22 protein-coding genes are annotated in these 26,250 nt (G+C 35.5%); 4 read left to right on the forward strand and 18 right to left on the reverse strand.

Annotated features, from left to right (window positions below; genetic code table 11):
- Positions 1 to 8: 8 nt before the first annotated feature.
- Positions 9 to 1,361: a TraB/GumN family protein gene (locus MKY07_RS09750; protein WP_339261823.1), complete on the reverse strand. Its 1,353-nt coding sequence runs from the start codon at positions 1,359 to 1,361 to the stop codon at positions 9 to 11.
- 305 nt (positions 1,362 to 1,666) lie between these two features.
- On the opposite strand from MKY07_RS09750, the gene MKY07_RS09755 reads away from it, so the two are divergent.
- Positions 1,667 to 2,143, forward strand: a complete 477-nt coding sequence (locus MKY07_RS09755) for a YusW family protein (RefSeq protein ID WP_008403653.1) — start codon at positions 1,667 to 1,669, stop codon at positions 2,141 to 2,143.
- Positions 2,144 to 2,279: 136 nt separating this feature from the next.
- Here MKY07_RS09755 and MKY07_RS09760 read toward each other — a convergent pair whose 3' ends face one another.
- A complete protein-coding gene (locus MKY07_RS09760) occupies positions 2,280 to 4,073 on the reverse strand; it encodes an S-layer homology domain-containing protein (RefSeq protein ID WP_339261826.1) in 1,794 nt (597 codons plus the stop codon).
- A 252-nt stretch (positions 4,074 to 4,325) separates the two neighbouring features.
- Here MKY07_RS09760 and MKY07_RS09765 point away from each other — a divergent pair, with 252 nt between their 5' ends.
- The gene (locus MKY07_RS09765) at positions 4,326 to 4,814 is read left to right on the forward strand and encodes an EAL domain-containing protein (RefSeq protein ID WP_339264638.1); all 489 of its coding nucleotides are present in this window, start codon (positions 4,326 to 4,328) and stop codon (positions 4,812 to 4,814) included.
- A 70-nt stretch (positions 4,815 to 4,884) separates the two neighbouring features.
- Here MKY07_RS09765 and MKY07_RS09770 read toward each other — a convergent pair whose 3' ends face one another.
- From MKY07_RS09770 to MKY07_RS09780, 3 genes are read right to left on the reverse strand one after another with little or no spacing between them, the layout of a single operon-like run.
- Positions 4,885 to 6,699, reverse strand: coding sequence for an ABC transporter substrate-binding protein (locus tag MKY07_RS09770; protein WP_339261828.1), 1,815 nt, complete (start codon positions 6,697 to 6,699; stop codon positions 4,885 to 4,887).
- Between the two features lie 19 nt (positions 6,700 to 6,718).
- A complete protein-coding gene (locus MKY07_RS09775) occupies positions 6,719 to 8,215 on the reverse strand; it encodes an ABC transporter permease (protein WP_339261830.1) in 1,497 nt (498 codons plus the stop codon).
- A 14-nt stretch (positions 8,216 to 8,229) separates the two neighbouring features.
- On the reverse strand, positions 8,230 to 9,627 hold the full coding sequence (locus MKY07_RS09780; RefSeq protein ID WP_339261831.1) for an ABC transporter permease: 1,398 nt from the start codon (positions 9,625 to 9,627) through the stop codon (positions 8,230 to 8,232).
- Positions 9,628 to 9,794: 167 nt separating this feature from the next.
- On the opposite strand from MKY07_RS09780, the gene MKY07_RS09785 reads away from it, so the two are divergent.
- Positions 9,795 to 11,531, forward strand: a complete 1,737-nt coding sequence (locus MKY07_RS09785; protein WP_339261832.1) for an ABC transporter ATP-binding protein — start codon at positions 9,795 to 9,797, stop codon at positions 11,529 to 11,531.
- Between the two features lie 1,012 nt (positions 11,532 to 12,543).
- Here the strand turns inward: MKY07_RS09785 and MKY07_RS09790 are convergent.
- The 4 genes from MKY07_RS09790 to MKY07_RS09805 all read right to left on the reverse strand — a co-directional run bounded on the left by MKY07_RS09790 (position 12,544) and on the right by MKY07_RS09805 (position 16,507).
- A complete protein-coding gene (locus MKY07_RS09790) occupies positions 12,544 to 12,900 on the reverse strand; it encodes a hypothetical protein (protein WP_339261833.1) in 357 nt (118 codons plus the stop codon).
- Between the two features lie 488 nt (positions 12,901 to 13,388).
- Positions 13,389 to 13,721, reverse strand: coding sequence for a hypothetical protein (locus MKY07_RS09795; RefSeq protein ID WP_339261835.1), 333 nt, complete (start codon positions 13,719 to 13,721; stop codon positions 13,389 to 13,391).
- A gap of 294 nt (positions 13,722 to 14,015) precedes the next feature.
- Positions 14,016 to 14,579, reverse strand: a complete 564-nt coding sequence (lepB, locus tag MKY07_RS09800) for a signal peptidase I (RefSeq protein WP_339261837.1) — start codon at positions 14,577 to 14,579, stop codon at positions 14,016 to 14,018.
- A 692-nt stretch (positions 14,580 to 15,271) separates the two neighbouring features.
- Positions 15,272 to 16,507 (reverse strand): IS110 family transposase, encoded by a 1,236-nt coding sequence (locus MKY07_RS09805; protein ID WP_061550132.1) that lies wholly within the window; start codon positions 16,505 to 16,507, stop codon positions 15,272 to 15,274.
- Positions 16,508 to 17,053: 546 nt separating this feature from the next.
- On the opposite strand from MKY07_RS09805, the gene MKY07_RS09810 reads away from it, so the two are divergent.
- On the forward strand, positions 17,054 to 17,827 hold the full coding sequence (locus MKY07_RS09810; RefSeq protein WP_339261841.1) for a UPF0489 family protein: 774 nt from the start codon (positions 17,054 to 17,056) through the stop codon (positions 17,825 to 17,827).
- A gap of 146 nt (positions 17,828 to 17,973) precedes the next feature.
- On the opposite strand, the gene gmtX is transcribed toward MKY07_RS09810, so the two are convergent.
- From gmtX to leuD, 9 genes are all read right to left on the reverse strand, one after another.
- On the reverse strand, positions 17,974 to 18,618 hold the full coding sequence (gene gmtX, locus MKY07_RS09815; protein ID WP_339261843.1) for a gamma-mobile-trio protein GmtX: 645 nt from the start codon (positions 18,616 to 18,618) through the stop codon (positions 17,974 to 17,976).
- Between the two features lie 52 nt (positions 18,619 to 18,670).
- Complete coding sequence (locus MKY07_RS09820; protein WP_339261845.1) at positions 18,671 to 19,249, reverse strand: hypothetical protein; 579 nt, start codon at positions 19,247 to 19,249, stop codon at positions 18,671 to 18,673.
- Positions 19,185 to 19,610, reverse strand: coding sequence for a hypothetical protein (locus MKY07_RS09825; RefSeq protein ID WP_339261846.1), 426 nt, complete (start codon positions 19,608 to 19,610; stop codon positions 19,185 to 19,187). Before MKY07_RS09825 ends, MKY07_RS09820 begins: the two co-directional genes overlap by 65 nt.
- A complete protein-coding gene (gene gmtY, locus MKY07_RS09830; protein ID WP_339261848.1) occupies positions 19,611 to 21,092 on the reverse strand; it encodes a gamma-mobile-trio recombinase GmtY in 1,482 nt (493 codons plus the stop codon).
- 184 nt (positions 21,093 to 21,276) lie between these two features.
- On the reverse strand, positions 21,277 to 22,401 hold the full coding sequence (locus MKY07_RS09835; protein ID WP_339261849.1) for a Ger(x)C family spore germination protein: 1,125 nt from the start codon (positions 22,399 to 22,401) through the stop codon (positions 21,277 to 21,279).
- A complete protein-coding gene (locus MKY07_RS09840; protein WP_339261850.1) occupies positions 22,376 to 23,491 on the reverse strand; it encodes a GerAB/ArcD/ProY family transporter in 1,116 nt (371 codons plus the stop codon). Before MKY07_RS09840 ends, MKY07_RS09835 begins: the two co-directional genes overlap by 26 nt.
- Positions 23,488 to 24,831 (reverse strand): spore germination protein, encoded by a 1,344-nt coding sequence (locus MKY07_RS09845; RefSeq protein ID WP_339261851.1) that lies wholly within the window; start codon positions 24,829 to 24,831, stop codon positions 23,488 to 23,490. The genes MKY07_RS09840 and MKY07_RS09845 overlap by 4 nt, the downstream gene beginning before the upstream one ends.
- A gap of 128 nt (positions 24,832 to 24,959) precedes the next feature.
- A complete protein-coding gene (locus MKY07_RS09850; protein ID WP_008403668.1) occupies positions 24,960 to 25,526 on the reverse strand; it encodes a hypothetical protein in 567 nt (188 codons plus the stop codon).
- A 122-nt stretch (positions 25,527 to 25,648) separates the two neighbouring features.
- Positions 25,649 to 26,239, reverse strand: coding sequence for a 3-isopropylmalate dehydratase small subunit (gene leuD, locus MKY07_RS09855; RefSeq protein WP_339261853.1), 591 nt, complete (start codon positions 26,237 to 26,239; stop codon positions 25,649 to 25,651).
- Between the last annotated feature and the right edge of the window lie 11 nt (positions 26,240 to 26,250).

Raw genomic sequence — 26,250 nt, forward strand, 5'->3', positions numbered from 1 at the left:
TTTTAATTTTATTGATAAAATGGTTTTACTTCATAACCGCTTTGTTCTAAATGATAGCGAATATTTTGATCGACTAAGAAGTGACCTGCGCCGACAACGACAAAGAATGTCCCTTGCTGTTCTTCCAATACATCAACAAGCTTTGCGGCCATTTCTTCATCACGTTTACCAAACAGCATCTGATTGAACTCGGATGTGTCTCCTTCCATTTCAGTTAAGCTTGCCGCAAACTTTTCCACATCACCTTTGACCCAATTCGTGAACCAGTCTGCCATTAACTGTACATCTTCTTCTGATTGTTCAGTAGGCTCCAAAATACCGTCAAGAGCGGCTACCAATGATTCTTCCTGGGCTTCTGGAGATAAAGCTTCAAACATATCGACTTGTGCATTAACACCTTCTAGCTCATAAATAGGCTTTTGCTGTAAGTAAGCACTTAATAAAAATTGCATATCTACCCCATGCATCGCCATTTCTTCTGCTGTTAAACCAAATGCCCCGTCCATCATCATTGTCGAAAAATTATTTGAAAGCAACCAAGGCTTTTGCATTTCCAGTTCTTCCATAGGCACTTCTAGTTGAGTTGCGACTTTCTGAAGTTTCGCATACGTTTCTTCACTTACAACATCTTTAATCGTTCGTCCATCTTTAAACATTGCTTTTTCGATATAATAATCCATACCAGTTGGATCTAATAAGTTCGCTTCAACGAAAAGGCCGTCCGAATCATCGAAGGCTTTCGTTAATTGTTTATGCATAGGATATAAATCAGGTGTTCCTACATGAATGGAACCAAGCAAATACACTTTTGTATCTTCGTCTTCCACTACCCATGCAACACCTTTTGCACCTTCGTTTGCCTGCTCAAATGTATTCTGTATTAAGCGTACTGCAAAAATTACCGCATGTTGTGTTGTAGCTTTTTTGTCGAGCATCAAGCCTTGTTCTGACCCTTGTAATATTTTTTGTTTCTGCATATATGTAACAGCATCTTTTTCTGTATTTAACTTGTATTGGCCGACAATATTATAAAGACGGTTAATAATATCACCGCGTGTGCCATCGCCTTTTACCGCTACTGGTTTAAATTCTTCGTTTTTATCCAAATTTAAAGTTGCAATTTTTTGAGCAGTTAGCTTAATTAATGAATCTAAACGTTCAGCTGTAATAGTAGAACGGAAGCCGTCATAGTACCATTCAATCGGAAAGATACCGAACTTTTCGCCTTCATTTAATGTACCGATTGCCCAGCTGCTTATATCCGGTGTTACTTGTTCCGCTTTAACGGCAGGCATAATTGATGTAAGCATCAATGAAGTCCCCAACGTTGTAGCCAAAACAGTTTTAGTCATCTTTTTCATTTAAACATCCTCCTGCATTTGAAAGTCATTTCCAATTAGTTTTTTGAAATAAATTATAGATAATGGATAAATTCAAGGTTAAATCATTTTCCATTAAAATCTATTTCACGAAATAAGTGTAACATAAATTTATTTAAATATAGAATATTTTGACATTTAAATTGTTTGTCTATGTACCCAAAAGCTGTAACTAGATAATTTGACTTAAATAAAAATAACTATATTTTTCTAAATAATATGAAGCTGATTAATTTTTAATAAATCGGGTATTTTAACAATAGTTACAAGAAAGGTGGTTTCCATTCATGAAGAAATTTGCATTAATTTGCGCATTAAGTACAACTGCATTGTTAGTAGGCTGTGGTGACAGCGAGGAAGCAACCAATTTGCCTGAAAATGCGCCGACAGAACAAAATACAATGAATCAGACAAGTACTGTAACCGAAACTCCGGATGCCCCATTTAACTTTACTCACTTTGATTTGGATATCCAGTATGCGGATGATAAGAGTTATGAAGTGAGTTATGAAAATGAAGCATCTCGCGCAGAAGCACAAATCGAAGATGAAGTGAACAAAACAAAAATTGAAGGTAATGAAGCAACGAACAAATTGGTTCCGATTTTTGAAAGCTTCACATTCGATATCAATTCAGAAGATGATGCGGTAATTGATGAAGTGCTGCAAAAATTTGAACAACCGGACAGCTATTTGGAAGTGGAAATTGAAATTAAATATGCAGATGGTACAGTAAAAGAGTACCACCGTGTAGCACAGCAATAATGATAATGCAGCTGGAACTGAAGTAGATATCCCAGTCGATTTTTACGGCAGCTAAAAAGTGCCATTTTTCTCCCCACGGAAAAATGGCACTTTTGTGTTATTTGCTCCCCTCTTCATTTTTTCTTGCCAAACTGAATTAAATCATTTTTGCGATCTGCAATGTTTTATATAATACTTTTGCCATTTGCGAACGTGTCAGTTTTCCATTCGGGTCAAATTGGCCGTTTTTCTTACCACCAAAAATTCCAAACTCATAAGCTGTTGCTACAAAATAACGGTCAGACGTAGATAGCTGTTTAAAATCAGTAAATGGGATTTTTTTATAATCAGGATCTGAAATTTGGACCCCCGCATATTGCAGCATCCGTATTGATAAAACAGCTGCTTCCTGCCGTGTGACAACTTTCCCTGCATTGAAATAGTTACTATTTGGATGCTCAAGTATACCGGTTTCCAACAGTGCCACTATAGAAGTTTCATACCATTTTCCACTGATATCTAGATACGTGGAACTTTCGTTTGTCGTAATATTCATCGAACGGGCAATCATTGCCGCATATTGCCCCAAAGTTACTTGCGTATTCGGTTTGTAATATCCGTTTTCTACCCCACTAACGATTTTACGTTTCGCTAACTGTTCAATTTCATATTGATGCCCATCGGCATGAATATCAAAAAATTGCACTCGACTATTTACAACTTTAAATTGTGCGGATGTTTTCGTTTTTATTATATTTTTATTTGCAATTTTTCTGTATGGCGTTGCTATATACTCCCCATCGTTATCTAGACGAACAATGGTAGTTGAAGAAGGCAATCCCTTTACTTCTATATCAATATAGGAAGAAAATTCGAAGTTTTCATCATACATACTTGCAGTAAACAGTATAGAATCTTCATTAATTTCTTCAATTGTCATTGTCACAATATCATTATTATTTGTTTTTGGCACCGCAACATAAGGGATTGTAAGTGTAATAGTATCCGATACAGCTATTTTTGTGTTCGTATACTGATTCATTTCTGTAACCGGCATTACTACCGTATACAATTGTCCTTTTTTTGAAACTTCTATGTTTGTCGGATAATCGGTTGGCTTTTCCATTTCATCAATATAATAAGGATCCCACCCATATGAAGTGTTGCGTTGTACTTCTTCGATATAAAGTAAATCTCGATAATTGGCTACATAGTTTTGCTGTAAGATCGTCAAACCGTTGTATTTAGCACGCACGGATGCTACTTCTTCCATTGAAGAGCTTGTCGACAGTTTGGAAATTTCATTTATTACTTGTTGTGCGACTGAACGATTGTTTGCTGGTGATATATACGTTTCGTACTCACGCTTTTTCTCACTCATTAGTGGTGTGAGCAACATTCGAAAATCATATGGCAATAATTGATACGCCTTCATGGCAGTTTCATAACTGTAAATATAACTGCTGTCCAGTACGGATAATTTTTCAAAATCAAGTTGTACTGCTTTCATTTTTGCTATGTTTTCCAAATAATTTTGAAGCTGTAAGTATAAATAATTTGGGATTATCGCTTGCTGTGATGTCGTCAGAGAATGGTAATAACGATTCGCTTCCTCAATATCACGCAAAAAAGTACTGTTTCGTGCAGAAATGGCAGCCATTTTATCCGAGAACATCTTCAGATAAGTTTGTTGGTTATCAGTACTTCCTAAATAATAAAATAGTGTTGTCGAATTACGAACATTACTTTGCTGATATGTCGATAATAAATAATATGCATTTTTTGCCTCTATTAAATAATATTCGTATGTAGTGCTAAATGGATTAATCTGATCGATGAGGTTTTCTACATTTTCAACCTGCCAGTCATTTGCAGCATTGATGTATGCAGGTGCAGTTATGATGACAGCTGGAGTTGTAAAGAGAGCCAAGTATAATGTTGTTTTTTTCATACGTTTAAACTACCTTCCTATTGTAAACTATTACAATCAGTTTAGCACAAATTACCTAGTCATTGTATATTTTTCCATTTTTTAATAAATACTCTCATTCCTGTCCTGGTGAATTTATCCCACTTGTGGAAGAAAACCATATGATCAATGGAATTACCGATTGGGTGATTGAAAAGGTGTGCCAATATCTTAAAGAATGCAAAAAAAACGGATTGCCATCATCCCCATTGCAATTAATGTCCCCCCTATCCGATTTATGAAAAAAGGGCTGTTTCAACATGTCAAAACACAATTGGATCATATGGGATCGATCCGTTCTATTTGGAATTCGAAATTACAGAAGATACATTGCTGAATATCGAATCGAGTGTATATTCTACGATTCAAAGCTTGAAAGACCTCGGGATTCGAATCGCGGTTGACGATTTTGGTACCGGCTATGCATCTTTAGCTTCGATTCGAAAGTTTAAACCGAATAAAATTAAAATCGATAAAATATTTATTGATAATATTAATAATGAGGACAAGGTAGATAACGGTATTATTTGTGCTACATTAAATTTAGCAAAATCGTTGGAGATGAATGTGGTCGCAGAAGGTGTGGAAGAGTTTGAACAGCTTAAATTCCTCAAGAAGAATGACTGCGATGTAATTCAAGGCTATCTATTTTCCAAACCCGTTAAGAAGGAAATGTTTGAACACATCATGAAAGCCGGTTATTTATCACCGCAAGTTTCATAATCTTTAGTTCCATCCATTAAAACAAATAAACCGAAGCAACTTTTAATAGCTGCTTCGGTTTTTTATGATGTTATTTTGACTCTTTATATGCTTTTAAGAATTCTTTAACTTTTTCGCTGTCTGCTTCCAGTTTTAAACCTGTGTCAATTAAAGGTGAAACTGTTGATACAGCTGGTTTTTTCTTACCTTGGTAGTAGCTGATGAACTCATCTTGATTGATCGAGTGAAGGACTGCTTTACGTAAGTCTGCAGATTTTGCTGTTTCACGACCGCTTGTATTGAACAATAAGTACGATACTGCGTTGCTGTCGGCTGTTTTTAATTGTAAGTTTTCATCGCCTTCAACTACATCTGTTTTCGTTTCAGGAACTGATTGTAATACGTGGATTTCACCATTACGCAATGCTGATAGTGCACTGTCATTATCCTGGATGAAACGAACGCTGATATTTTCAATTTTCGGTTCGTTTTCAGTTCCTGCCTGGTATGCAGGGTTTTTCACGAATGTTGCTTCATAGTCATTTTTCTTCACTAAAATATACGGACCTGATGCTGCTAAATGGTTTGCATAGCTTGTGCCTTCCGTAACAGTCGATTGATCACCGTATGCGATATCCGTGTTCGGGTCATAGCTTGCTACATCAAATGTGTTCACTGCAGTTACTGCCGCTTCAGATACAATTCCGCCAGATTGGTGCGCTAAGTAGTTTAATACTTGCGGGAATGGATTTGGCGTTGTTAGTTTTACAACTTGGTATTTCCCTGCTGCATTGTCTACATCTTTTTCATCTGTCACAACTTCAGAAATTGCTGCAGGCAGGTCATCTGATAATTCTTCTAAAACAGACTTGCCATCTGCTGTTTTCACTGACTCCAATGAAGTAATATCCGATACGATTTCAACTGTATCAATATTTTCATGGATTGAATATGTGCGGTGATCCGGAACTGATGTTTCGTCTTTTGCACGGTTTAATGAGAATACAACATCTTCTGCTGAAACTAAATCCCCTGTATCAACTGCTTTTTCCCCTTCCACTTTTGCGAAGTTAATATCATCGCGCAACACGAAATAATACTCTTCATTGTTTTCGGCTACTGCATGGTCATAAGAAAGTGAGCCTTCTGATACGACTTCATCTGTATCCGATAAGTTTACTAAACGAACATACATATTTGTGTTTAATGTATTAATCGAGCCATCGTTTGCTTTAACCGGATCAAGTGATGTTAATGAAGCTAATGCTTGGTGAAGGACCAATGTTTCTGAAGCATTTTTCGCTTCTTCATTGAATGAAATTGTTTCCCATGCTTGAGCACGTGATTTTGGCAGCCGTACTGTATCAGGATTTACTTCTGCTTTATAAATACCTTGGAACTTTTGAGAAATATATAATGGTGCAATATAGGCATTGTCGAATACTAAAGCTTGTTCCAGCTCTTTATATTTTTCCTTTGCTTCATCACCTGTTAGCGTACTCGCTTCATCGATTAATTTGTCGACTGTTTCATCTGAAGTACGGCTGTAGTCCCCACCAGTTTTGAATAATCCGCGTACTGCATAGTCAGGGTTACCTGTTACAGTCGTCCAACTTGAAATGGCAATGTCAAAATTGCCCGCATCTTGCTGTGCTGTGAATGAACCGTAATCCGGTTGGATATTCAGTTTTACATCGAAACCGTTCTTCACTAACTGGTCACGTACGATGTTCATGTCCTGCTCAGAAGAAGCCATACCAAGTAATTCGATGACTGGCTTTGTCCCAGCCGTTTCAGTAGTTGCTGAATCATTTTCTTTTACATCCGATTTTGTTTCGACACAGCCTGCTAATGCTACTGCTGCCACTGTTGCTGTTGATGCTAACGTAAATAATTTTTTATTCATGAAAAATTCCTCCAAAAAGTTAATTAGATTTTGGGTCCAATGCGTCACGCAGTCCATCGCCGAAAAAGTTAAACGATAAAACAAGCAGCATAATACATAGCCCCGGGAAAATCGCTAAATATGAATGTGACTCTAAATACGTACTTCCAACTTTTAAAATATTTCCCCACTCCGGTATGTGCGGTTCAATACCTAACCCGAGGAAACTTAAACTACTAGTTGAAATAACGGCTCCTCCGATTGTTAATGTTGCTTTAACTATCATTGGTGCTAATGCATTTGGGACAATATGCTTGAAAATAATCGAACGGTCATTTGCCCCTAATGCCCTGGCGGATTCCACAAATTCATAGTTTGAAATTTGCAATACATTTGCCCGCATCGTTCTCGCATAGGTCGGAATTGCACCGACACTTAATGCGATAATCAAATTGGTCGTATTTGCGCCAAATGCGGCAATAATCGCAATCGCCAACAGAATACCAGGAATTGCATATAAAATGTCCAATGCACGCATAATGATATTGTCGGTATTTTTTCCGTAATAGCCTGAAATCGCACCGAGCGCACCGCCGATTATTGCGGGAATGATCGTTGCACTGAAACCAACAATTAAAGATATCTGCGCACCGAATACAATTCGGGAAAATAAATCCCTGCCAAAATTATCGGTACCTAACGGATATTCAAGTGACGGTGTTTGCAGCAATACCGCATAATTGTTTTCAACTGCAAAGTCATAATCAAAGGTCCATGAGCTGACAACCGATAAACTGAACATGAAAACGATGAAAAACAGGCCAAAAACCGCCATCGTATTACGTAATATTTTATTCCAAGTTTTTTGCCATTTCTCCACAGCGGACGGATCTGAATTCCGCGCTTTACGAATTAGTGTAATGCCTAGCAACAGCGAGAAAAAATTGCCTGTCACTGTTGGAATAAGCAGTACAATTCCAAGCGGCAGCATCCATTTAGGTGCTGTATCAACCGTGACAAACTTCGCAATTAACACAGCTGTTGCCAAATACAGCAATGTTAGTAAGATAAATCCGCCCATAGCAAGAACAAATGTATCGACTACATATGGTTTGAACAAATTTAATCCTGAAATCAGGATAATGAATATTTGTGTCAAAAATGCATAAACAGCAAAAGTATATTCTGCCGTTTTGTTTTTCGTTGCGAGCATAAAGCCGAATCCAGCAGCAAATACATTCCCGACGAAAATGGTTAAAATCAATGGAATACCGAGAAGTCGTGTACGCTTTGTCAGTTCTCGATGCTCCGCTAAATCCTTTTTAATAAGCAGTGATATGAGCCATACGTATATTGTTGTACCAATATAAATCGCAAAAAATGCAAGTACATAAGGCCGCCATACACCTTCTGAAAAATTAAAACTATAAAGTAAAAACAGCAATGAAAAAATCGCAGAAAAAGCAATGGTAAACTGTGCATTTACATACTCTTGTGTTATTTTCAACAGCAGTTTTACATCTGATATAAATTTCACGTCGTTACCCTCTCCTAAGATTTTTTCATTTTCGAACGAATTCTTGGGTCAAAGAAAGCGTATAAAATATCGATCAGCATATTCACTATGGAAATGGTGATCGCAATATAAACAACCCCACCCAAAATTGCCGGGATATCCGGAATAAATTGCTTGTCGACAATATAACTTCCAATACCGCTAATATTAAATACTTTCTCTGTTACTGCAGCACCGCCTAGCATTCCGCCAAACAGCAGGCCAATAACTGTAATAATCGGAATCATTGCATTACGGATCGCGTGCTTAGTAATTACTTTTCGTTCACTTAACCCTTTTGCTTTTGCTGTAATAATATAATCTTCATGGATTACTTCCAGCATACTGGACCTTGTCATACGAGCAATTGATGCTGTTATTGATGTTCCAAGTACAACGATCGGTAGAACGAGCGACATCCAGTTGCTCGGATTATACGTTGCCGGGAACCATTTTAATTCCAGCGAGAACGTCAATATAAAAATTAGCCCTTGCCAGAAACTTGGAATGGATAGTCCGATTAATGCGATTAGCATAAATACATAATCAATAAATGAATTTGGACGCACTGCAGAAACAATACCGACCGGAATCGCTATTGCAATCGCCATCAGTAAAGAGAACATTGCGATTTCAAGTGTTACAGGAAATTTGTTTAATATGCTTTGTGTGACATCTTCTTTCCCTGCAAAAGATGTTCCTAAATCAAATGTAAACAGACTTGACAGTGAATGCCAAAGCTGTACTAGGTAGGGCTGATCCAACCCGTATAGCTTATTAAAGTTTTCGACTTGTGCAGGAGTTGCCTCTACCCCCAGCAAATTACGGGCAGGGTCAAACGGTGAAATATACAAAATCGTAAACACAAGCGTTGCTACCCCAATGATAACGAACACACTTTGTAATAAGCGCTCAAAAATAAAGCGAGTAAATGGATTACTCGTAATGAGTAGTAAAGCATACATCAAAATACCAGGAATTATTGTAATCAGTAAAAAGTTCGGACGTTCTAATAGTGTACTAAAATAATTTTTGTAGGAGTTTTCCACTACTCCATTTGCCTCAAGCCTTTTTTCTATTTCTCGCTCCAATTTTTGCTGGGCAAGCGCTTTCGCAGCTTGAATAATAGTTTGCTCATCGACCTTTCGATTGAAAAACTGAGCTTTCGTCCGTTCTTCTACTTCATATTGCTTATGCCACTCGAATACTTTCTCGTCTTCTATTATTTGTCTCTTCACATTCATAGCCTTTTCCGCATACGTTGATTTGGATCGATTCATTAAATAGAGCGGAACTGTGAAAATGTGTACGAGCAAGCCGAGCAATACAAAAGCAAAATAATAACTCTTTTTCGAAGCATTTTTTTGAAAGCTTTCAAAAAATAAATGCTGCATGAAACAAAAGCAGCTCCTTTCTTACCAATTCTCTCCACCCTTACTGTGTAAAGAATTTTCAAACTTTAAATATTGTATAATTCCTACCTGTATAGTAATGTATTATGTAGAACGAACATTCAGAAGTCAATGAAATTATTTTATTTTTATTAAAGGATGAGCATGTTATGAGTAAAAAGTTGCTTCAAGTAAAGGATTTACGTGTATCTTTTATAACTGGCGAGCAAGAATTCGAAGCCGTTAAAGGCGTAAGTTTTCATGTAAACGAGGGTGAAACAGTCGGAATTGTAGGAGAATCCGGTAGCGGAAAAAGTGTAACGGCCCGTTCAATTATGCGTTTACTTCCATCTCCTCCTTCGTTTTTAAAAGATGGAACGATTGAATTCCAAGGGAAAAATCTAATTACCCAAACGGAAAACCAAATGGAAGCGATTCGCGGAAAAGACATTAGTATGATTTTCCAGGATCCGATGACCTCTACAAACCCAACTATTCGTATTGGTGACCAAATTGCAGAAGGTATAATGAAACATCAAGGGCTTTCGAAAAAGGAAGCACATTTAAAAACAATTGAACTATTAAAATTAGTCGGAATAAAAAATAGTGAACAACGTTATAATCAGTACCCCCATGAATTTAGCGGCGGGATGCGACAACGAGTTATGATTGCTATGGCTTTAGCATGTAACCCTTCCCTTCTTATTGCCGATGAACCGACAACAGCGCTTGACGTAACAATCCAAGCACAGATTTTATCATTGATGAAGGACATGCAGCAGCGATTTGGTACATCTATTATATTGATTACACATGATTTGGGTGTCGTAGCGGGTATGTGTGATCGTGTCGTTGTTATGAAGGAAGGCGAGGTCGTCGAACAAGGTACTACGGAAGAGATTTTTGCCAATCCGCAGCATCCTTATACGAAACGACTGTTGAACGCTTTGCCGAAGCTACATGAACCGAAACAGCCGAAAGAACTGCCAAACTTGTCGCCTGACTTGAATATTAATGTGCCGTTAGTCGAAGTTAAAAATATATCCAAACATTTTGAATTAGCAAAAGGCAATGTATTAAAAGCGGTGAATGATTTATCATTTCAGATTTATCCGGGTGAAACATTAGGGCTTGTTGGTGAATCAGGTTCCGGTAAATCGACAACCGGCCGAACATTGTTGCAGCTACACGAGCCAACAGACGGTGAAGTACTTTATAAAGGCGTACCGGTTAGTCGCTTAACGAAAAATGAGCTGAAAAGTATGCGTCGTCATATGCAAATTATTTTCCAGGATCCTTATTCAAGTTTAAATCCGCGAAAAAAAATATTGGATATTATCGGAGAAGCACTGGATGTTCATAAACTGTCCCCTTCCAAAGAAGCACGCCGGGCACGAGTAGAAGAATTATTGGAGCTCGTCGGTTTAAAAAAAGAACATGCGCTTCGTTATCCGCATGAGTTCAGCGGCGGTCAGCGTCAGCGTATCGGAATTGCACGTGCTCTTGCTGTGGAACCTCAATTCATCGTTTGTGATGAGCCGTTATCCGCGCTTGATGTGTCCATTCAAAAGCAAGTCGTTGATTTATTGAAGGATTTGCAGCAGCGATTAGGATTAACATATTTGTTTATTGCACATGACCTGTCCATGGTGAAACATATTAGTGATCGTGTAGCTGTGATGTATGCCGGAAAAATTGTTGAGCTGGCAGAAAGTGAAGAGCTGTATGCCAATCCGCAGCACCCTTATACGAAAATGTTGCTCGATTCGATTCCGATTCCCGATCCGGCTATCGAAAAACAGAAAAAGCGTCGTGTTATGACAGACGAAGAACTGGCAGCGAATCGATTCGATGTAGAGAATACAGAGCTTGTTGAAGTTACAAAAGGTCACTGGGTAGCTATATAAATATTAAAAAGACTTCAAAAAAAGATAATATAGGGTGAAAAGTATAATAAAACAAACTAGACCTTATGTTTAGAAAATTTAAGTTTGATTATATATAATCAAACTTTATAATCAAACTTTTACCTGTATATAAAAATACATCCATTAAATCTTTATTGTGTTAATGGATGTATTTTTTATTTTGGTCATTTAATAAAGGTTAATAATTTATAATTAAGTTCGATCATTTATAATAAAGTATGATAAAAAACCTGTATGGGGTGCAATTTTCTTATTCCACAATCGGGCCATATTGTGGAGTAAGAAAAGGTGCTGATTAATAATAATAAAAGATTTGTTATACAAGTTTTTATACAAATTAAAGATCAAGCTCATCAAGTATAAACACTGTTACCTCTAGGGTTTTCATCATCTGTATAAAATGCTGCATAACATAATGTTCATACAAAAAAGCATGAAACGTTGATTTAACAACATCCATACCTTTTTAATGTGTCCCCAAACTTTGATTTGGGAACGTTATTTTGTATAGAATTGTATATCCTAAACTTAGCTAAACGCTCCGACTAAATCTATAAATTTTCCATTATGAGCGTCTATCACAATCGTTGCATTCATTTCAGATGATTTTATTGTAACTTCCCATTGCATTCTATTGAATAATTTATTCCAAAACCCAGTTCTTTCAAAAAGATGTATATGTATATCTTCTTCTGGAATTCCTTCTAGTCCATCATATACAATCGTTCCCCATTCTTCTGTTGGATTTAGTAAATATTTTTCCGCACTAATTAAAGCTGCATCGGCACTAAGTATGGGTGATTTATAAAAATATAAAAAACAAATGACACTAGAAACGATTAAAACTAATCCTATTTTTTTAAAAATAATATCACCTCAAATGAAATTATTGTGTTATCTATTCAAATCGTCCCCAAAGTGGCATTTGGGAACGTTATTTTCGTTTCAACTAAATATTCCTTCATTAACTAAATTTATTTTCTATATTTCATTATTTTTCTCCGTATTTTCCATCCCTCATTGCTTTTTTATATCGACTACCTTCTTCAATAGCTATTGCTTCCTCAGTGCTTATTCCTTGAATAGCGTAATACTTTGTGCCTTTTTCATACGTATTCGAGAAGTTTCCGGAGTAAGTTCCCTCCATATCTGAATACTTTGTAACTTCACCGATTTTTTCATCTACATTTTCAACATATTCATCACTTAATTGATAAATATAGCCATCCCAAACAACAAACTGAAAAGCCCAATCAGCTGATGAATTATTAAAGGGATTAGAGTTGGAGCAACCTGATAAAAGAACAATAGCTATTACTACACAGAAAAAATTGTATTTTAGTCTCAAAAGCATTAACTCCTTTATCTACCAATTTAATTAAAGAACAACCTTACCAAAAACGGTGTTTGGGAAGGTTTATAACAGTTTATTAGCTTAAAGTCCCTAAATAACTCACCAAATGATCTTTATTAAACGAATAATCATTTTAGGAATAAACATTAAAATGTTCCAAGCCACTTCAAATAATATTGAACTGGTAAGATCCCCGAAGAACTCTTTAAAAAAGCCGTCCTGTTGTTGCTTTGTAATAAATTTCAATCAAAAATGCCTCAAAATCCATTATTTACGGTAAAAAAAGAAGAATCTATTTTGAAATAAAGATTGATCATAATAGATTCTTCTCTTGCATATATAAGTTTCCGTTTTATAAAAAAGTTTGTTCATTTTCTAATTGTGTTGCTCAACAATCGCGCCCTTTAATGGAATAACTATGATTTTAACAAAACATTTTATTTGTGCTTTCTTTTTAAAAGCCAAGAGCGTATAAACGTTTATTACACGGGTGGAATTACACCTGTAACTAGCAAAATAAAGAAAAACAATCCGATGCCAAAGTAAACAACGGAAGCGAAAAACACTGCACCTTTTTTAAAAACAAAGGCTTCTCTTTTTTGAATGATCCCTGTTATGCCCGCGTTTCTCGCTGTAAAGAAATTCGAAATAGGCCCACCTCCACTTGTTAACAAAAGAAGTAATCCGCTACATATCGCACCGATAATTCCCATTACTTCAATAAATCGAACAGAAAACGAATTTGCAACAAAATAGGTGATAACCGCCTCGATACATAAAGTTAGGAAAAAAAGAAAACCCTTCTTTTTATTCATTGTTCTTCAACTCCCTTTATTTATATTTCTAATTATGAAATAAACTTCTTTTACACTAACCCTTCCTTTTAACCTAATTTTACCATAACAATACGTTGATTGAACCCACAATTGTATACTTCGTAGACTGCGATCTTAGTTTAAGTGTTATCCTACAATCTCAATATAAATCTAAATCTAAATGAGTATCTGAATGTAGTTCCTCCACAATCTGGCCCTATAATTGAATAAAGCACTTTTCTTATTCAAGAAAAGCGCTCAATAGTTGAAGTTTATTTTACTGTTTAAATAGATTTATCTAACAATACCTAAATTATCAAATGGATAGAATCTAACTTTGGCTGTTCCTAGAACTTTATCCATTGGTACTAATCCTACATTTGGATCTCTGCTATCAGTAGTTTTTCTACGATTATCTCCTAAAACAAATAAATAACCCTCCGGTATTTCTTTATAACCTGTTAAAGATTCTAAATTGAAATTGTATGTTAGTGGAGCATGATCTGTTAATTTTTCTTTATATTCATCTAAATAAGGTTCTTCTAATGCTTCACCATTAATATAAAGGATATCATTCTCGTATGAAATAGAATCTCCCGGCAAGCCCACAACGCGCTTAATATAATCTTCACCAATCGGCGCTTCAAATACTATGACCTCAAATCTGTCTATACCAGATATTTGCTTACTAAATTTATTAATAATAACTCTGTCTCCGTCCTCATATGTTGGCATCATTGAAGAACCATCTACTACAATTGGTGAAAAAATAAATGTTCTTATAGCGATAACAAAAACAACTGCTACCGCAATAGCTATAAACCAATCTAATAATTCTTTTTTCTTTGATTTCTCCAAAATAACAGCGCTCCTTTAATTACTCTAAAATAAATCATTTCTTCTTTCACTGTTCTGTCGTGTTAGAAGTAATATTTTACTTCACAATTTAACCTTAATTGTAACATAAACCCACCACTTTTTTGAGACGTTATTCAACTAAATGGCCCGATTGTTGAATAACTTTATTTTGACTTAACAGGTTCAAATCCACAAGAAAAACCGAGATTCCTTTTTTATAGAAATAGAAATTCCGGTTCATCTTTTTTATAAACGGTTAAACTTTTTTCAAAACGGTACGACTTTTATTAAAACAGTTCAACTTTATTTCAAAGCCACACCTGTCTTTCCTTCTTTGTTTTTTTATTTTTCATTTCCTAACTCCAAATAACTCAAGATTTATTTGAATTATAATCCTTTTTTATTTTTGAAACCAATTGATGAAAGAAATAAATTCCCCAAACCGACGTTTGGTAGCATTAATTATAGCCCAATGTCGTTTTCAAAATCGTATTAGCGAACAACTTCTTTTTGCGTATGGTCGTAAGCCACTCGAATATGGCAGCCCCTTATTCCACAAAACCAGCTAATAGTTGTCAATAATTTTCATTAAAAATAATAAAAATATCATGTTATACTAAATTTGTGCATGCCAAATAACCGTCCAAATTTTTGATTTGGAAAGTTTAGGTTTGCTTGGTTAAATTGTTAAATCAAGATATGTCTTGGAAAGAAGTTTTGTTTTTTAATAGTGCATAAATCCAATGTAAGAGTTTGTTTGCACAAGCTATTACAGCTACTCTAAATGGTTTTCCTTCTTCACGTTTTTTATCATAAAACGCCCGTAGTTTCTTATTACGAGGAAGGATTTCATCTGTAGTTTTCTGTTTTCGACAATCACGAATTGCACATTTAACAGCCATATACAAAGCTTGCCGTAGTCTGCTAGAGCCTCTTTTGGTTATTCGGTTGTAAGTGCCTTTGAATGTACCTGATTCAAAGATACTTGGATCAAGACCGGCAAATGCGACTAGTTTCTTAGGGTGATTAAACCTTTCAATTTCCCCAATTTCAGATATAATCGTGGCAGCGATTTTTTCTCCGATACCAGGAATTGATTGGATAATCTTCGATTCTTCAATACTTTTGGCCAAAGCATCTATCTCATTTTCAAGTAGGGATAGGTGTTTTTTGTATTCGAAGATCATGTTAATATACATATCTAAACTTAGGGCAAGGCTAGAATATAAAGCCTGTTGAAATGGATTTTGAGCTGCTGCAGTCATTAGCTTTTCAGCCTGTTGATTTGCCCATTGTAGAGAACGAGAATTACAGAATTCTTTTATTTTAGTTGTTAATACTTCGTTATTGGCGCTCAATATATCTTCTGAAGTAGGATAAGTCTGTAGTATTTTTAAAGAAACATTCGAATATAAGTCGCCAAAAACATTACTATATTCAGGGAATACTTGATCTAAGACTGCCTGGAATTGTAGTTTAGTTTGTACAAACATGCCTGTAATATTATCGTGCTGTCTCGTAAGATGACGTAAGTTCGCAAGTTGGATGCCACGCTTTTTATAAGGCTCTAAATCCTCTTTATAATACAGCTCGCAGAGATGATTGGCATCAACGATATCTGTTTTTACCTTTCGTAAACTAGAACTTTTCGTCTTATAAGAGATGAGTGGATTTACGATAATGATTAAATAACCTTTGTCTTCAAAATATTGAACAACTGGTGTGTGATAATGGCCTGTAGACTCCATAACTAGGGGAGGGCGCTCTCCTGAAATATCTTCTACTTCTTTAATAAAATCTAATAAACTAGCTAACCCATCAAGATCATGTTTTACTTTAAAGCTTTTCTTGTAGGGCTTCTTTCTTTCCAAATAAGCTTGAACCTGACTTTCACCTTTAGCTACATCCAGGCCAATGACTGGATTCATTATAATTCCTCCTTCAAAATGATAATTGCCGGTAACCCCTAAATCCTCTTTGTAGTGTCATAGCTTCGCTTGTTATACGAGATCACTGTCCCAACCAGCCTCAAACATGTTTCTACAAGTAGGGGGTGAACTGTTTTGCGGACGAGGTCTTAGCCCCACGGGCGCGAACGTTCTACCTCGGCTACCGTTATCATATATCGATATAAAAAATGGTCAACCAGAAATATTTTCTGGCTGACCTAATAATACGATCGGGCGCGATTCTTCAATAAGAAGATCGCGTTTTTCTGTTATAGAGCCATATTGCAGAAAGTCAATTGAAGCAAGATAGGTAGCATACGCTATCATTTTTTTTCGTATTTAATAATGTTAAAATGAACTTACGTATTGAGCAAATGCTTCACACTTAAATGAAATTTATACTTACTATTTAACAATTGGGCACGTGAGGTAGAAAGTGGTCAAGATTTTTTACAAAGCTAAAAATATAATTATTTATTGAAAAATTATACATAAAACTAAAGAAAGAGATAAGGGGATAAATTAATGACTTGGAGAGAAGACGATAACTGGAAAGTCGTATTTCCAGAACAAAAAATCTTCATAATGAAACATCATAATTGGGCATTTGTTGCATGGGATCTAGCCCGTAAAAATGCCTGGATAAACAGTGATTCAGTATTAATTCATGTTGATCAACATCTAGATGCTGCGCTAGATGGTGCACAAGTACCTGGCTTAAAAGAAGCTAAAGGATTAAAGCAATTGTCAGAATTAACAGCAGGTACTTTAGGTAATGATAGAATTGTTGGAATTGATAATTTTATTTGGGCCGGATTTGCTAGAGAAACAATACAACGAATTTTATATGTATCTCCTGAAGAACAAGATGAGTTATCGGATAATGAATTGCAATCACGTGAGTTAAAAGGTTACACTTCTAAAGAAAGGGTTGACAATATTTGGGTAAAGCGGTTAGATTCAGTAGAAATGCTAGAGTTTATAAAGCGACGTAATCTATTAAATTTATTCACGGATGGTCACTCATTAATACTTGATCTAGACTTAGATTATTTTGCTTTTGAATCTCAAACTGAGACAGGACATACTATTTATCAACTTAAAGATACTGAAGAAATAAAAAAGGATTTAAAAGTTCTAAAAAATTTGTACTCTTGGGATGCGATTACAGTAGCTCTCTCCCCAGAGGATTGGTACATAGGTGGTTCAGAGAATGCTGAATATGTATTGAACCTCTTCCTTGAAGAATTTGAATTAAATCTTTCACAAGGAAAGAGTTGGTCCGCTTTAGAAAGATAAGTATAAGTAATATTTTGCTCTAAGATTAAGATTATGTAGATATCGTAAATTTAAGAATCGGGGGCTTTCGTTCAATAACGGAGACAGCTTAAAAAAACTGTCTCTTTTTTTTATGTCATTAGCAATAATCTTTAAGAACAGAGCCTTTATATTTCATTAAGAATTTTTTGTAATGCAGTTATATATCCTGCCTTATATACCTGAATGCCGTTTTCTTTTACTCTGCCATAATTATCGGTAGTCCATCCTTGATGGTTCATAAATTCGTTTGATATGGCATTTTTCAGTGCATCTATTTCGGTATCTGTTAGATTATAAGAAGGCTCGACTATAACTACATCCTTATTTTTGCTTAGATCGTTTGTAGGACGCATATCAACCATAAAAGTTGTTTGTTCTTTAAGCAGAGAATTTTCTCGTTTAAGCTTTTTATTCTCTGCCATTAGCATTCCAACCAATGCCTTTGTTGTTGGTTCGGAGATACTTGCTAAGATATCATCGTTTAGAGTTGTTCTCTTTTCTTTTTTAGGCTTTTTAGTGGTAGTTTTATAGAATTCAGCCCACTGGCTTATCAAAACTCTGTAATCCTCTGCATTTTTGTTTCTAAGTGCCTGTTCACTTGGACCGCCATCATCTGCTATCAATCTGGCTATAGTACCAATAGAAAAATCTTTTATGTCAGACTCAGACTGTTTTTTACATACGTTATTTATGAGTTCTAATGTTTTCTTTTTCCTAGTAGAAGCATTCTCGTAAAGCTTTGAGTACAGTTCATCTGGATGCATTTCCATCCTATATCCTCCAATACATAAATAAATTATTCTTAATCAAGATTAGAATTATCTATATTGGTAATAAATTATTGTTTAAATTCACAGATTTAAGTTCATTAACAAACTCATTCTCAAACCCGATTTCTTCAAGTTTCTTACGCCCGATTGCATAAGGGATAGCATCTTTTAAATTACCTGCACGATTAATCAAAAGCCTCATGAATTGATTACCGGCAATGAGCTGTTCTTCTTCTGTTAATGAGAACATAACAGGCATTTTATTATTATTTTTTAATGTTAAATCTATGATTTGAGACCTTTGAAGAACTGCCTTGCTTGCATCTGTTTCAGGAAACAGTTCCGCCCCATTACAGATGATTTGAAGTTGTTCAAGGTCATGTTCAACGTTATTAATAGAAATTCCAATATCCGATATAGAACCTACGGTAACAAGATGAAATCCGTCATCAGAAGATGTTTCTTTGATTAAATTCATGCACTTATCAATCAGCCGAAGACTGGCATTATAATCGTTTGCTAGCTTATCGTTTTTCTGTATCTCCTGTGCATATAATTGCTCATATTTAAGCAACTCTCGATGTTTTGTAAATATGGTTCCATTTTTTAAAGAAGTTTGATAGAGATTCAATTGCTTTGGCTTTGCTTCTTATAATCGTTTTTAGCCATTCACTGCTATATTCATTCCATTGTTGTAAATCAGAATCATATTCTAAAATCCAGTCGAAGTTTTCACTCTTAAAAGTTCCATGTCGCCTTAATTCAACTTCTCTTTTTTTAGCTTTTTCCCTTAATTGTTCAAACCTTACACTTTCATTTGGAGTTAATACATTTTTACCAAAAGCTCCGTTATTAACAAATTCTCGGAGCCATCTCATAACATTAGATCCAGAAATACCGTATTCTTTCTCAATATCCGCAGTTGATTTGCCGTTGCAAAGTTCTTCAATCATTTTATACTTAAGATCATTGTCAAAACCTTTTCTGCCCATTTATTTTCTCCTATATCTGTTCTGTTGTTTAGTTTCTTCATTCATCCATGCATCAATCTCACTCTGCATTGGAAGTACACAACCATTATCCAAAGATGCAGTAGCATTATTTAGTGAAGCCGTAACTTCTGCAACTGTTGGCTCTGTATATACTTCCTGAGACATCATTGATTTGTGGTGCATGGTAATTTGTATGTTTCGGTTAGATATATTGGCTTTTTTAAGTCTTTGACCATATGCATGTCTATGTCCGTGTGGCGTAGTGCCATATTTCTTTCCGAATAACAAATCAATCTTTTCAACCGCTTTTTCGTGAGACTCCCTCTGAGTCCTTAGTGGCATCATTTCTCCTAGCGTTTTAGGAGAATGTGAGACAAAGGCAAATGGGTGCGTTTCCTTAATGCCATCTCTTAACCTTTTTGCCATATACATTTTCCATGCATACATAAAGTTGTATCCCCATTCCTTTGAAAACCAGTAAACATGCATGTATTTATCTACATAGTTATCAAGTCTTGGCTCTTTCCACCCTGCAAATCGTTTGTCCTGTGCGGAATACATATTGCGTGGAAGTAAACCATACTTTAACAAAAGATAACTTTCTCTGTCTGTAATATATTTACCGGTAGTAGGGTTCTTGCAATCCTGCGGTGCTCTTCCTTCGCTTGGATGATAGATTCGTACCACAGCAAGATTTGGGTCATCAGGGTCAGGGAAGACGTCCTGTACCCATAAATGAAATACTTCACTATGCCTAAGTCCACCGCCATGCATCAGTATTGTAATAGCAATATCACGCCAGTTATAACGGTCAACAAGGTCTAATTCAACGTTCTTTCTTAAATTCTTAAAGCCTTCCCATAGGAACTTATCTATTTCATTTTCGGGGAAGGCTTTTGTATCTCCTTTTGCTGAGTATGGATTTCTTCTTTTAACGACAGTGCGAGCTAATTTTGCAGTTTCAGAGATTTCATGAACATCATTTAAATGCCCTAGAAATGAGTTCTGACTTTTGTTTATTTGAGCCATCCAGTTAAGTCGTTCTTCATATCTGGTGGCTCTTCTCCAAGGGTTTAATTGAGTAGCTCCATATTCTTCATATAACCAATCTGATAACCCATTTAAAGCAGATAGAAGCATATTCGCTGTTTCTACTCTTTTAGGTAGCCAATAAAGTCCCGAAGGGTCTATGCCTTCTTCATTTATTGTCCCTGAATAAACAGACTCCGCAAATGTATCAAAGAATTCTTTTGGTGAAGAATAATATTGCTGATTAGCTTCCATATAATCAAGCAATAGTCCAACAGCTTGTACCAACTTCTTATGCCAAGTTCTGCTTTTACTACGATTCTTTATTTGATATCTGTGTAATTGTTCGAAAAGCTTTGTCTCTCTATTATACTCAACTAGAAGAGTAGGTAAGTCTATGCTCCTCCCTGTATTATCCTTATATGTTTTTGAAGATACCTGAACATATCTCATATATATTTCTCCTATACTTATAGTTTGATTATAATATTACATATATTACCATAAATATTTACATATAACTACAATAAAAAAGGTACTGCATCATTAAAATGCAATACCCTTTTAGTAGTTTGATTATAAATATTTCACCCTAGATAACATTCGATTTGAAGTCTTTTGTTATTATACAAAGTGCTTATTGGATTGATCCGGTACTTTTTATTCCTGGTTTAACAGTTAAGTTGACTTTAGCTTTTTTATAGGCTTCCATCCATTCTTCATCGGTCATGCGCCGATTATGTAAAACCTTTGCTTTGTAATCGATGCCGAAACCTAGTGGATCATAGCCATGTTTTTTCATCTCCGTTATAAATCCCTTAAATTTCTCTTCCGATTCCTTCTTCAGTTCTTCATTATATTGTGGAAGATCTTTATTTATCATTGGTTTATGAGATTCTGCTATCGAGCCGTATAAACTAATATTAATATCAAGTTGGATTTCAGACGGATTTTTAATATTCACATTATATTTTGATTTGACCGTATCGATATTGGCAATGAAATGGTCTCCATCCTCTTTTATAAGTAAATTCGCATGTTTTACACTTCTTGACAGCATATTATAAATCGAAGTATCTAATGAATTCAATTCTAACGGTTCTTTGTTTATTGCGAGTAATAGGGATTTATTAACTTCAAAATGCTGATCTTCATGATTTATTTCAATAATAGGCAGTACACTATCGATCCCACTTTCTTTCATATTTCTTCTGAACTCAAATAAATGTGTCGTCACAATATATGGTGTTGTAGTACCATTACTGTCAAAGTAGTTAAACAGTTCAGGATAAGCCGCCGATTCCCCTTGCGGAATCATTTTAATAATTTCTTCAGCATTAGGACGCCCAACCGTTATCCAGGAAATCATCTGAATATCAGGTCTGCGCAGTAAAAAGTCCAAAATTTCCTTATTTTTATTATCTTTCACCAATTCCTCACCGAGAATAATTAGCTTTGAATGTCCAAATTCAAGCTCCTTATCTGAATAGGATTCCATCATACGAATCGCTTCGGAAAGAGTTTCCCCATTTTCCGATAAATAGGAATACTGAGGTTCTGTTGCCTCATTAAAAGATCCAGTCGGTTCATATAGCTTTAATGTAACTTTGTACGGTTTATCCTCATCTTCAGAAACATCTAAGGCGATCATTGCAACAAAAACACTTTTATCAATGTCTTTAAATGCGCATCCGGATAATAGAACACTTCCCAATACAAATAACAGTATAGTTCCTTTAATTTTCCGGGGAAGTCTCTTCATTTTTCATCCTCCTGTTAATGTAAGTAAACAATAGGATCATGCCTGGAAAAATAAAAACCAAAACATCATAAAAATATCTCGAATACCGGAAAAGCTGATATTCAGTTAATACGGTTACAAAATATAATGAGATGGCAACAAAAATAGGAAGCGGCAAAAGTATCCCGATATCTTTATCTTTATATTTTATTTTTTCCAGCTTAAAGGTGAATTTTAAAAACTCCACCGCCGCATGCCAGTGAATGAGTATGCTTAAAAAAGCGATTCCTAAATAAAACAGTAAAAACATGAACAACACACGTTCAATAATAAAATATTCCATCCTGATCGAATCGGTCGTCGAAATCCACGGATAGACTAAATCATTAATTCCTTCAACTCCATTAAAGCCTATCGGGATGAAGTACGTTGTAAATAAAGTCCCAATAGATATTAAAACAATAAACATAATCTGTCTAAAGCCAAATTTCTGTTTATCCGTAAAGAAACGATTGAATATAAATAGATTGGCAGCACCCAAAAATAAAAAAAAGCAAGCAGAAAATGAATGCCAGTTCGGTACTTGATTAATATATAAAGCCGCTTCCCTAACAAAGTCCCAATTTAGACTTTTGCTGCTGTATGCTTTAAAAAATATGAAAAGAATTAAAGGACTTGTGATAATCATAATCATCTCAACGGTGTACATTACACGGTCTGTTTTTAATATACAGCCAAAAATTACCGCTAATATTAGCGTTAGGCAAATAAGAATTATTGGCATTTCAGGACTTAAATAGCGAATAAGTAAGAATGTAAATGTTATTAGCGTAATAAGCCCTGCAACAAACCATAATACAGCGAGTAGAAAAACGAAAGGCAGGTAAAACCATTTGGAAGTAGTTTTTTCCAGCAGTTCAGGTAAAGTTTTACCTGGATACTTAAGGAAAAATTTTGTGTATATTGTTACAAGAAGTACACCTGCAGCAATTGATAAAAGCATGGAAATGACAGCACCATCATTGTGATAATGGAGAAGGATAGCAGGTACCGAAGCGATAATATTAGCAACCATATTAATAAGAATTAAATAGTAATAAAACCTGCTCATATTTCCTCCCCTGCCTTCGTTTTACTTGTCTTCTTTTCATTGAATTTCAGATACGGTTCACCGAAGCTATCGATACTCACTAAATACATAATCATCGCGTAAAGCGCTAACGTTAATCCTGCCAGACCGAGTATTGTTGCTGCAAGAATGAAAATGAAGCGAATTACTCGTATGGAAAATGCCATTTCATTGATTGGAATAACAAAAGTTGATATTGCCACCGCCGATACAATAATAACCATAATATCCGATGCGAGAGATGCTTCTGTTACAGCCGTCCCTAAAATTAACCCCCCAACGGTTGTAGCAGTCGCACTAATACTTTTCGGTAGTCGTATACTCGCTTCCAGCAGCATTTCCATAAAAAACAGCATGAACAGTACTTCTACAAATGAAGAAAACGGTACCCCAATACGGCTTCCTGCAATTGTCAAAGCGAGTTCTGTCCTGAACACTTCCGGTGCAAATGAAGTAATACCGATATATAAGCCCGGTAAAAGGAGACTGATAAATAACCCGGTATAACGAAGAAATTTAAGGAAAAACGATATATAAAATGAATGGTAATTATCCTCCATCGATGTCATAAAGTCGAAGAAATATACTGGGGCAATCAATGCTTGAGGGTTACCATCCACCAATATGATAACTTTGCCTCCAGCCAAGTTATAAACGATCCTGTCCGGACGTTCGGTCATAATCAACTGCGGAAATAATGATAACTTTTTATTGTTGATATAGTTACTTAGCTGAACCGTAGATGTAATGACCTGCTTATCCACTTGCTGCAATTTTTCCATGATGAGTTTCAGGGCATTTTTATTTACTTTTTCCTTGTCGTAAATGATAGCCATTTTATGATTGTTTACTTGACCTATCGTGGAATATTCAACATATAACGTCGGCTGATGGTAATCGGATCGAATAATATTAATATTGGTCGCAATATTGTCGCTAAGTGCCAGCTGTGAACCGTGTATTGTTGTTTCAACTGATGCTGCATTCGTCTGGTCATTGAAAGAAAATTTCAGGTCCAGCAAATAAAATTTATTCTGTATGAAAAGAACTACATTGCCGTTCAGTACTTCAGTTTTCAGTTGCTCCTGTGACTTACTGTCCTGAAATTGAGGCAAAGCTTTCAGATATCGGATAAATTTAGTTTCAGATTGCATTTCAAAAAAAGGTTTAATGATAATTTGTTGAAGCAATTCCACATTGATAAGCGGCTTTATGTAAAACAGCTCTGCTTTCTTATCATCATCTTCCAGCGTCTTCATCGTTAATTCATTTGTATCTTTGAATTGTTCATTAATCCACTTAATGTTCTCTTCCGAAGACATATTATTTCTCCAATCTCAGCAAAACTTTTTTATAGAATGTCCAATATGAGAAATAATATTCAGGAAAGGTTAAATTTGGTTAATAAACATAAAAAAGCCCATCTCATAATGAGAATGGCTTTTCCAGTCTAATGATTATTCGCTTTCAATAAGCGGTATGCATCCATATTAATTGTTTTCACTGGGCTGATATCTTCCATGATTTCCACTACATCTTTTAGCAATGGCATTAAGTTTTCTTCAATAAATTCTTTTTTGACCGCATCTGTTACTTCTATTTCCAAGTTATCCATTCGTATTAGCAGTTCATCACACATTATGTGCAAAACTTCCTCTTCACGGTATGTAGGTGTGTCATTCAAAATGAGTTTTGCGCGTAAATCCAAATATTTATACCAGTAATCCCTTAAATCCAATTGCTGCTTGTTTTTATACAATTGGCGCTTATATCCATTGGGATCAATATTATTTGTTAAAATTAGCAATCTTTCCATTTTATACTCGATCGTTGATTGATTTTCTATTATTTGCTGTTGTTCTGCTATTAGCGCTTTTTGTTGCTGTTTCTCTTTAGAATATTTTACAAGTTTCTTAATTCCATAATACAGAGCAACGGCTCCAACGATTAACATCCAGTAATTGATGATAAACCCAATAACTAAAATAATCCCGATCCAAACCCATAATTTATTCATAATTACACTCCCGATACTTACACAATGAATTAAATTATAGCATCGCCAAAATAGCGTAACAACCGGTAAAATAAGACAGAGCCTGCTACTAAGGGGGGTTCCCAAAGTAACAGGCTCATCTATTAGTATGCTACGCGATTTTTCTCGTAAGCAGTAATTTGCTCTTCATATTGGAATGTAAGAGAAATTTCGTCCCATCCATTCAATAACATTTGTTTATAGTATGGATCAATTTCAAATGAATACGTTTTGCCATAACCCGTAGTAACCGTTTGCTGTTCTAAATTAACTTCAATTGCCTGTGCTTCTGCTAAACCTTTTTCTAACAGTTCGTCACATTCGCTTTCCGTTAATTTAATCGGTAAAATACCGTTTTTGAAACAGTTATTATGGAAAATATCCGCAAAGCTTGGTGCGATGACAACTCGGAATCCGTAATCAAGGATAGCCCATGGAGCGTGCTCACGTGATGAGCCACAGCCAAAGTTATCTTGTGCCACTAAAATTTCAGCGTTTTTATATTCCGGTTTATTTAATACGAAATCCTCGATTGGATTGCCGTTTTCATCAAAACGCCAGTGATAAAATACGAATTGTCCGAATCCTGTACGTTCGATGCGCTTTAAAAATTCCTTCGAAATAATCTGGTCTGTATCGACGTTTTTACGATCAAGTGGTGCATAGATACTATTTACAATATTAATCGGTTTCATGCTGATCTCTC

The sequence above is a fragment of the Solibacillus sp. FSL W7-1472 genome, from assembly GCF_037969775.1.
Classification (GTDB): domain Bacteria; phylum Bacillota; class Bacilli; order Bacillales_A; family Planococcaceae; genus Solibacillus; species Solibacillus silvestris.